9 protein-coding genes are annotated in these 9738 nt (G+C 63.6%); 8 read left to right on the forward strand and 1 reads right to left on the reverse strand.

Annotated features, from left to right (window positions below):
• Positions 1–291 precede the first annotated feature (291 nt).
• The 8 genes from nrdH (at position 292) to ACXJ3V_RS06340 (ending at position 8134) form a co-directional block, all read left to right on the forward strand.
• The gene (gene nrdH / locus ACXJ3V_RS06305; protein ID WP_457099402.1) at positions 292–525 is read left to right on the forward strand and encodes a glutaredoxin-like protein NrdH; all 234 of its coding nucleotides are present in this window, start codon (positions 292–294) and stop codon (positions 523–525) included.
• Between the two features lie 41 nt (positions 526–566).
• Positions 567–1013, forward strand: a complete 447-nt coding sequence (gene nrdI, locus ACXJ3V_RS06310) for a class Ib ribonucleoside-diphosphate reductase assembly flavoprotein NrdI (protein ID WP_457099403.1) — start codon at positions 567–569, stop codon at positions 1011–1013.
• Positions 995–3151, forward strand: coding sequence for a class 1b ribonucleoside-diphosphate reductase subunit alpha (nrdE, locus tag ACXJ3V_RS06315; RefSeq protein WP_457099404.1), 2157 nt, complete (start codon positions 995–997; stop codon positions 3149–3151). Before nrdI ends, nrdE begins: the two co-directional genes overlap by 19 nt.
• 32 nt (positions 3152–3183) lie before the next feature.
• Complete coding sequence (nrdF, locus tag ACXJ3V_RS06320) at positions 3184–4161, forward strand: class 1b ribonucleoside-diphosphate reductase subunit beta (protein ID WP_457099405.1); 978 nt, start codon at positions 3184–3186, stop codon at positions 4159–4161.
• Positions 4162–4717: 556 nt separating this feature from the next.
• Positions 4718–5884, forward strand: coding sequence for a tyrosine-type recombinase/integrase (locus ACXJ3V_RS06325; protein WP_457099406.1), 1167 nt, complete (start codon positions 4718–4720; stop codon positions 5882–5884).
• A complete protein-coding gene (locus ACXJ3V_RS06330; protein WP_457099407.1) occupies positions 5881–6099 on the forward strand; it encodes a helix-turn-helix domain-containing protein in 219 nt (72 codons plus the stop codon). The genes ACXJ3V_RS06325 and ACXJ3V_RS06330 overlap by 4 nt, the downstream gene beginning before the upstream one ends.
• 220 nt (positions 6100–6319) lie before the next feature.
• Entirely contained in the window at positions 6320–6664 is a 345-nt protein-coding gene (locus tag ACXJ3V_RS06335) for a phage integrase central domain-containing protein (protein WP_457099408.1), read from the forward strand.
• 402 nt (positions 6665–7066) lie between these two features.
• The gene (locus ACXJ3V_RS06340) at positions 7067–8134 is read left to right on the forward strand and encodes an LGFP repeat-containing protein (RefSeq protein WP_457099409.1); all 1068 of its coding nucleotides are present in this window, start codon (positions 7067–7069) and stop codon (positions 8132–8134) included.
• Here ACXJ3V_RS06340 and ACXJ3V_RS06345 read toward each other — a convergent pair.
• Positions 8124–9738: LuxR C-terminal-related transcriptional regulator (locus tag ACXJ3V_RS06345; RefSeq protein WP_457099410.1), on the reverse strand; the 1615-nt coding region annotated here is incomplete at its 5' end. The two genes, ACXJ3V_RS06340 and ACXJ3V_RS06345, sit on opposite strands and share 11 nt — an antisense overlap.

Here is a 9738-nt window from a genome sequence, read left to right on the forward strand (position 1 = left end):
CAGGCAGATCGGATGTCGGAGGCCCACAATACCGTCGGCCTGTGGATGGATGTGGCCGCGGCATCCGATTCCGCCGTGTTTCAGGGGTTTTCCAGACTTCGAATCCGAGCTCTCCCTGTGGATGAAACGGTGGACAACCTGTGTTGTATCTGAGGAGAGCGGTGGAAAACTACACGGATGTAACTACTAGCCCTTGTGGTGCTACCCAATGTCGGTACCCATATGTAGTATTGGACTCCCGGTGGGGGGAACCGCCGGAACAACACCGGACGTGAGGGAGAACGGATCTTTATGGCGATCACGGTCTACACAAAGCCTTCGTGCGTGCAGTGCACGGCGACGTATCGTGCATTGGACTCGAAGGGCATCGAATACGAGGTTCTCGACCTCTCGGCAGATCCTGCCGCGCTCGAGCAGGTGAAGGCGCTCGGCTACCTTCAGGCGCCGGTCGTCATCACGGACGGCGACCACTGGTCCGGCTTCCGTCCCGACAAGATCGACGAGCTCGCAGCCCGTCTGGCCTAGTTTCGACGTCCTTCGACGGAGCTCAGGAACCGGGAGGAGCTATGACCGCGGTCGCGACATCAGCACCGCTCCTGGTCTACTTCTCGAGTGTCTCGGGCAACACCGCCCGATTCATCGAGAAGCTGGGACTGCCGGCGCGACGGATTCCGCTCCAAAGCCCGGAACGGGGATCGCGGCCGGCTCTGGTCGTCGATGAGCCGTATGTCCTGGTGACCCCCACCTACGGCGGGGGCCAGGGCAGGGGCGAAGAGCGCGGCGCGGTTCCCAAGCAGGTCGTTCGCTTCCTCAACGACGAGGGAAACCGGAGCCTGCTGCGGGGAGTGATCTCCGCAGGCAACACCAATTTCGGCGAGTCGTTCTGTCTCGCCGGCGACATCATCAGTCGCAAGTGCCGTGTGCCGCACTTGTATCGGCTTGAACTGTTCGGCACGCCGGAAGACATCGATCGCGTGAGCGACGGATTGGAACGATGGTGGAATCAGCACTGAAGGACACGAGCTTCAAGACCGAGTCGCGGTTCGAGGGGATGGACTACCACTCCCTCAATGCGATGCTCAACCTGTACGGCCCGGACGGCAAGATCCAGTTCGAGGCCGACAAGCGCGCCGCGCAGGAGTACTTCCTCCAGCACGTCAACCAGAACACGGTGTTCTTCCACTCGCTCAAGGAGCGTCTCGACTACCTCGTCGAGAAGGAGTACTACGAGCCCGCCGTCCTCGCGAAGTACCCGCACGAGTTCATCCAGCAGCTCAACGACCGCGCGTACGGCAAGAAGTTCCGCTTCGACACGTTCCTCGGAGCGTTCAAGTACTACACGAGCTACACGCTGAAGACCTTCGACGGCAAGCGCTACCTCGAGCGGTTCGAAGACCGCGTCGTGATGACCGCGCTCGGTCTCGCCGACGGCGACCAGAGCCTCGCGATCGAGCTCGTCGACGAGATCATCGCCGGCCGCTTCCAGCCGGCGACCCCGACCTTCCTCAACACCGGCAAGGCGCAGCGCGGCGAACTCGTCTCGTGCTTCCTGCTGCGCATCGAAGACAACATGGAGTCGATCTCCCGCGGCATCAACTCCTCGCTGCAGCTGTCCAAGCGCGGCGGCGGCGTGGCGCTGCTGCTGTCGAACATCCGCGAGTCCGGCGCACCGATCAAGCAGATCGAGAACCAGTCCAGCGGCATCATCCCCGTCATGAAGCTCCTCGAAGACAGCTTCAGCTACGCCAACCAGCTCGGCGCACGCCAGGGCGCCGGCGCGGTGTACCTCTCGGCGCACCACCCCGACATCCTGCGCTTCCTCGACACCAAGCGCGAGAACGCGGACGAGAAGATCCGCATCAAGACGCTCTCGCTCGGCGTCGTGATCCCCGACATCACCTTCGAGCTCGCGCGCAACGACGAGGACATGTACCTGTTCTCGCCGTACGACGTCGAGCGCGTCTACGGCGTGCCGTTCGGCGACATCTCGGTCACCGACAAGTACCGCGAGATGGTCGACGACGCGCGGATCAAGAAGACGAAGATCAACGCACGGGAGTTCTTTCAGACCCTCGCCGAGATCCAGTTCGAGTCGGGCTACCCGTACATCATGTTCGAGGACACGGTGAACAAGGCCAACCCGATCAAGGGGCGGATCAACATGTCCAACCTGTGTTCGGAGATCCTCCAGGTCAACACCCCGACCACCTACAACGAGGACCTCTCCTACGCCGGCATCGGCAAGGACATCTCGTGCAACCTCGGCTCGATGAACATCGCGCTGGCGATGGACGGCGGCGACCTCGGCCGCACGGTCGAGACCGCGATCCGCGCTCTCACGGCGGTCAGTGACCAGAGCCACATCACGTCGGTGCGCTCCATCGAGGACGGCAACGACCGCTCGCACGCCATCGGCCTCGGGCAGATGAACCTGCACGGCTACCTCGCCCGCGAGCACGTGCACTACGGCTCGGAAGAGGGTCTGGACTTCACGAACATCTACTTCTACACGGTGCTGTTCCACGCGCTGCGGGCGTCGAACAACATCGCCATCGAGCGCGGGCAGGCGTTCGACGGCTTCGCGGACTCGACGTACGCCTCGGGGGAGTTCTTCGACAAGTACCTCGACCGGGCCTGGGAGCCGAAGACCGAGAAGGTCAAGGACCTGTTCGGCGGCATCCCGATCCCGACGCAGGCGGACTGGGCCGCGCTGAAGGCGAGCATCCAGCAGCACGGCATCTACAACCAGAACCTGCAGGCCGTGCCGCCGACGGGGTCGATCTCGTACATCAACAACTCGACGTCGTCGATTCACCCGATCGCGTCGAAGATCGAGATCCGCAAGGAAGGCAAGCTCGGTCGCGTGTACTACCCGGCGCCGTTCATGACGAACGAGAACCTGGAGTACTACGAAGACGCCTACGAGATCGGCTTCGAGAAGGTCATCGACACGTACGCCGAGGCCACGCAGCACGTCGATCAGGGGCTCTCGCTCACACTGTTCTTCAAGGACACCGCGACCACCCGCGACATCAACAAGGCGCAGATCTACGCGTGGCGCAAGGGCATCAAGACCATCTACTACATCCGCCTGCGGCAGATGGCGCTCGAGGGCACGGACATGTCCGAGTGCGTCAGCTGTATGTTGTGACCCCCAACTTATTCATCTCAACGAGGAATGTCATGACCCCCGACAAGCTCAAGCTCATCGATCACGTCCAGGCGATCAACTGGAACCGCATTCAGGACGAGAAGGACGTCGAGGTGTGGAACCGCCTCGTCAACAACTTCTGGCTGCCGGAGAAGATCCCGCTGTCCAATGACATCCAGTCGTGGAACACCCTGACGCCCGACGAGCAGCTGCTGACGATGCGCGTGTTCACCGGTCTGACGCTGCTCGACACGATCCAGGGCACGGTGGGCGCGGTATCCCTCATCCCGGATGCGATCACGCCGCACGAAGAGGCGGTGTACACGAACATCGCTTTCATGGAGTCGGTGCACGCCAAGTCGTACTCGTCGATCTTCTCGACGCTGTGCTCGACGAAGGAGATCGACGAGGCCTTCCGCTGGTCCGTCGAGAACCCGAACCTTCAGAAGAAGGCATCCATCGTCATGGAGTACTACCGGGGTGACGAGCCGCTCAAGCGCAAGGTCGCATCGACCCTGCTCGAGAGCTTCCTCTTCTACTCCGGCTTCTACCTGCCGATGCACTGGTCGTCGCGGGCGAAGCTCACGAACACGGCTGACCTCATCCGCCTCATCATCCGCGACGAGGCCGTGCACGGGTACTACATCGGCTACAAGTTCCAGAAGGGCCTCGAGAAGGTCTCGCAGGAGAAGCGCGACGAGATCAAGGACTACACGTTCTCGCTGCTCTACGAGCTGTACGACAACGAGGTGCAGTACACGCAGGACCTCTACGACAGCGTCGGCCTCACCGAGGATGTCAAGAAGTTCCTGCACTACAACGCCAACAAGGCCCTCATGAACCTGGGCTACGAGGCGATGTTCCCGGCATCCGTCACGAATGTGAACCCGTCGATCCTGTCCGCGCTCTCGCCGAACGCGGATGAGAATCACGACTTCTTCTCTGGTTCGGGTTCGTCGTACGTCATCGGCAAGGCCGTCGCCACGGAAGACGAGGACTGGGACTTCTAGAGCCCCGGATCACGCTCGGCCCGTAAAACGGCTGCTGAGAGGCCCGGCCCCGCAGGATTCGGCGGGACCGGGCCTCTTTTCGTGCCTTCTCTCGATGACAGAGGAGGACTCAGATGAACATGAATTGCCGTTCGGTGTGGCACGCGGGTGGCACGTACGCACCTCTCTTGGTGAAGCGGGGTGGTCTGCCCGCCGGAATTCGGCATCGGCGTGCCACTGGAGTCGTGCCACTGCGTGCCACAGGGGGCGCTGTCGAGAAAGCAAAACCCCTGGTGAAGCCCGCATCACACCCGTTCGGCGGACTTAATGGCACGCAGTGGCACGGCTGTCCGCAGTCGTCTATTCGAGGTCAGAGGAGGGCACGATGAGCACCCCCAAGACGACCACGACCGCGGCAGCGAGGCGAGAAGGGTGGGGGAGCCTTCGGAAGCTTCCCTCCGGCCGTTGGCAGGCTCGCTACCCCGCTCCCGACGGTGAGATCTACACCGCGCGCACTGACGACGACAAGCCGCTCACATTCCTCACCAAGACCGACGCCCGCACGTGGCTCGCCGGCATGCACACGAAGATCGCGCGCCAGGAGTGGGAGGCGCCTTCGACGCTCGCGGCGCGTCGCCGAGCGGAAGCGGCTGGGAGGAAGGCGCGGTCCATCGGATTCTCCGAGTATGCGGATGGGTGGATCGCGATGATCCGCACGGAGCCGAAGAAGGGCGGCAAGCTGCGGGCCTTAGGTACAGTCCGCTCGTACAAAGGGAAGATTGACGGCTACCTGATTCCCGAGTTCGGTGACCTGCCGATCCGAGATGTCGACGCGCAGCGTATCCGTCTGCTGATCACTCGCCTCGACAGCATCCCTTCGCCACTGAACCCGAAGTCGAAGTTCAACGGTGTGACGCGTCCCGTGCTGACCGTGCTGATGATGATCCTTCGACAGGCGGCTCGAGACGGGATCATCCCGGCGGTACCGGCGGTGTCGGTCCCTCGGCAAGAGACGGTGATCAAGGACGCCGATGCAGGACTCGATGAGGATGTCGCGACTCCGGTCCAGGTGGAGGCCCTTTACGAGGCAACGCCGCATCAGTGGGCCATCATGGTGTTGCTTGCCGCGTGGTGCCAGCTGCGACGCGGGGAGTGCCTCGGGTTGCAACGCCGCGACATTGAATGGCTCGACAACGGCAGCGCGATCCTGCACGTGCGCCGGCAGCTGAGCGCGAACACGGGCGATTACTCGAGCGAGCTGAAGAGCGAAGCCGGCAAAAGATCGCTCGCCGTTCCACCGCTCATGCTCGAGAGACTCAGGGCCCACCTGCGCGACCACGTCGCGGCGGAAGCGAAAGCTCCGCTTGTGCCAACGAACGTTCGCGGAAGCGTTCCACTGTCGAACACGCGATGGGGATACGTCTGGATGGACAGCCGAGATGCGGTCTCGAGCTTGCCTCCGAGGTTCCGATTCCATGATCTCCGGCACGCGGGCTTGACGATCTTCGCTCAGGAGGGAGCGACGCTCGCTGAGCTCATGCGCCGCGGCGGCCACGCCGACATCCGCGTCGTTCTCCGCTACCAGCATGCGACCTTGGCGCGTGATCGCGAACTCGCCGATCGCATGAGCGATCGCATCGAAGCGAGGTTGCGTGCCGCGCCGTCCGGCGATGAGTCACCGCTGGACGGCGATGTACACCTATCAGGCAAGGAAAGCATCAGAAACCGGGAGGTACTGCCATGACTACTCGCACTCGTCGAGAAGCGCCCCGAGGGTCGCTTGTCTCGCTGGCCGTCGCGGCGGGGGAGTTCGGGGTCTCGATCAAGACGGTCCGCCGCCGGATCTCCGATGGGACGGTGCACGGCTATCTCGTCGGCCGGCTCATCCGAGTCGACCTCGAGGAACTCCGCCAACGGATGCTCGTGGAGATCCCGACGAGAAAGCGATTGGACCGATGAGACTCCCGTCGTCGTCGCCAAGCCTGCTGCGTCGGTGGGTCTAGTGGCGGGGCGGCCCGCGATGGCGCGGGGAACCCATGGCACGGTCTCCACCACAAGGCTGGAATCCGGGAAAATTCGCGCCTTCGCGCGATACCGCCGCTGGGACGGACGCCTCAGCAAAGTGACAGCGACCGGCCCGACGGAACCCGCCGCGCGTCGACTGCTGGAGGAGCGGATCGTGGGACAGCTTCAGCTCGAGCGCGCACTCGAAGGGGTGGACGCTGCCTCGCCATTCGGCGACGTCGCAGACGCCTGGCTAGTCGAGCTGAGTACCGGTGCAACGCCTGAGGCCTTCCGGAGCCTCGAAGCCCTGCTTCGCCAACACGTCCTTCCGAAGTTCCAGCGGATTCCGATCCATGAGATGACTGCGGACAGCCTTGAGCTCTTCCTCGCAGACGCAGGGGCTGTCTCTCCGGATCGACAGGGATCCCCGAGCGCCGTCCTCAACCAGGTCATGGACTTCGCAGTCAGGAATGGAATCGTCTCCGACAATCCCATGATCGCGGCGTCCGGGAGACCGTAGTTCGTTCTTACGACGCATGAGTCGGCACCTTGCGTCTCGCGGGGTGCCGAACCGTCGGCAGCGAGGCGCGATTCACCCGTAATGAATAGGTCGAGAGTTCGAATCCCCTAGATGGAGCGGTCGTCGCCGGTTTAGGGGCGAGCACCGCGCAGGCGGTCACTGACGATCCCAGCGGTCCTACCCAGGCTTTCAGCCGATCAGCATCCGCGTCACCGGCGACACTAGCACCGGGGTGCCTGCTCGGCCCACAGCTCGTCGGCCGGCTCGGCACCGAGACCGCCAAGCTCGCCGAGCTACTCGGCGAGCAAAACAGGTAGCGGACTACGTATGGTAAACAGTCGAGCCTGGGCTGAACTCCGTGTATAGCCGCGCTGGGGTGGCGTGGCGGGATGGGAGCATTCGATGCCTGAAGTCGTGGGACATTTGTCGCCTTTTGTCAAGATCTTCAGACCACCGGTGGACTTTTCCGCAATTCAAGTTGCCGGTTTCCTCAACAAGAAGGGGCCGCACGGCGGCAATCTCTATAAGTCGCCCGCAGGCACTTTCGAGGTTTACGGGGCAATCCTTGAGAAGTACCTTGCGTTTGGGGGGCCTCACTCTGTCCTTGGTCGTCCAATTACGGATGAGACCGGCACCCCAGATGGAGTTGGACGGTACAACCACTTCCAAGGCGGATCGATCTACTGGACTCCGAGCAGCGGCGCCCATGTTGTCTACGGGGCGATCCGCGACCGCTGGGAGGCGATCGGGTGGGAACAGTCGTATCTCGGCTACCCCCTCTCCGACGAGGAGGCGTTCGATGAGGGCGGTCGCGTTAGCCAATTCCAGGGAGGCCAGGTGTACTGGTGGCCGGACACTGGGGCAATCGACCTCAACCAGGTCCTGGTGCACTACACGGGACTCGTCTGCTTCGGTGAGACCGATTGGGATATGGGGTCCGATGCAGATGAGCCCTACGCGATCTTCGGCGTCCTCTCACCGACTGGCGGCGTGGCGATATCGACACGCGTGTATGACGACGTCGATGGCGGAGAATCGCGCCCTGACCTCATCGAACTCTTCCGCGGTAAGCCCGGGGGCCTGGCAATTTCAACGAGAGTGATGGAGCACGACGAGGGAGACCCAAACAAGTACCTAGGTGAGGTCAAGACCGGAGTTGGAATCGCCGCGACTGCCATCACCGCCGCAGTCACCCTCATTCCCGTCGTCGGTCCCATCCTGGGTGTGGCCGTCGGCACCGGCCTCGCAGCAGCGAAGGATTCGATCGCCCAGGCGGTGAGCGACGCCTTCGGCTTCGGTGACGACACGATCGGCGACAGCACAATCACCCTGAGCGCAAAGCAGATGGTCGTGCTCTCGGCTCGGACAGGCAACACCGGATACAAGGGCATTGGCTTCAAGGCTGAGTCTGGTCTCATCCGAGGCGACGGCGCGTCGTACAAAACCTATTTCGGTCTCGTTACCGTCTGAGCGGCGCAGCGGCGCTGGCCACGACATTGGCGAGCGCCGCGCGATCGGAGACTCCTAACTTCGCGATCGCGCGCAGAACGTGGCCCTCTACGGTGCGAATAGAGATCCCGAGATGTACCGCAATGGCACGGTTCGACAGGCGTTGCGCTGCAAGGCGGGTGACTTCGTACTCGCGGGTAGTTAGCGACGGCGGGTGCTCAAGTCGCCGGAGCGCAAAGGTGCGCGCCCCTTGCGCATGCTCCGCGAGAGTCATCGCGCGGTGGCTCGCACGGAGCGCTTCGCGAGTGTGCGCAGTTGCATGCAGTTGGAAAGCGGCCTGCGCTGCAGCGTCCGTAGCAGCAACGAGGTCGCCCATCTCTTCGTAGGCGATGCTTACAGCGCTGAGCGCAACTGAGTCGGTTGACCTCAGGGCCTCGGCGTGCTGGAGAGCGATCCGCACCCGCGGGCCGTCTACGCGGGTCGAGAGCTCGCGTAGCCTGCGAAGGCCGGCCGAGTCCCCGAGTTGGGCGGCGACGGCGAGCGCGAGCGACTCGTACCCGTCAGCGCCCGAGCGCCGGGCCCGTAACGCAGCGGCCCGCGCCGCATCCACCGCCGCGCTGATCCGGCCTTCTGCGGCGAGCACCAGCGACTCAGCGATGTCCACCTCGGGAAGAAGATAGGCGAAACCTGGGTGCATATCGTCACGGGCGACATCGAGTGCGCGCCGGGCGAGCACGGATTCCCCTCGAAGAGCACGTGCTTGCGCGAGGTCCAAATGGGAGCTGAATTGCAACCCGTTCGGGGCGAGTCGAAGCAGTTCGGCCCGAAGGTCTTCGAAGAGGTCGACAGCTTCCTGCAGGCGCGACTCGATGAGCGCCGCCCGCCCGCGCAAGCGGCGCTCGAGCGTTGCGCCGATTCCTCCGGCCCAATCCCCGTCGGCGGCGAACCGCTGGATAATATCGGCCGCGCTCTCAGCTCGACCGTCTATCCGCACGCTCGTGAGATGCATCTCCGCGACCCCGAACCGGAGAGAGGCCGGCACGCCGTCGAGGACCCCATACCCGGACGTCGCGGCCTGACGAGCGTCGCGACCTCGGCCCTGCACCGCGAACGCGGTCGTTCGCGCCCACGCTGAAATGACCGTGCCGGAGGGGTCCGAATCGGCGCCTATCGTGGATGCGATGCGCAAACTGTTCGCCGCGTTGCCTGTGAGCACTTCGAAGAGTGCTCGCATTGCGTGCAAGCCTGCGGCCGCCCTCGAATCAGTCGCGGCCGCAGCAGCTGCTTCGACGAAAGCGATGGCGCCTTCCGGTTGGCGAAGCGGCCAGAACAGCGTCCCGCTGCGAGCCATCGCGACATCCTGACGTCCTGAGGGCACGACCCGCGCATAGTGCTGGAGCACAGTCTCGGCCTCAGGCCCTCGTGCCTGGCCGCTCAACGCGATGCCAAGCGTGAACAGGGCCTTTGGCTGCTCAGTTGTGGTTAGCGCCGCACGCGCCAGGCGCTCCGCCAGTTCGAGATCGGTGAACCCCAACGCGAGCGTCGCCGCGGCGGCGAGGTCCTCGGGCGGCGTGTCGAGGTATGAGTCGAGGCGAAGCCGCGCAATCCTCAACATGTCCTGGGTG

It is taken from the genome of Microbacterium sp. P5_E9 (assembly GCF_054049175.1).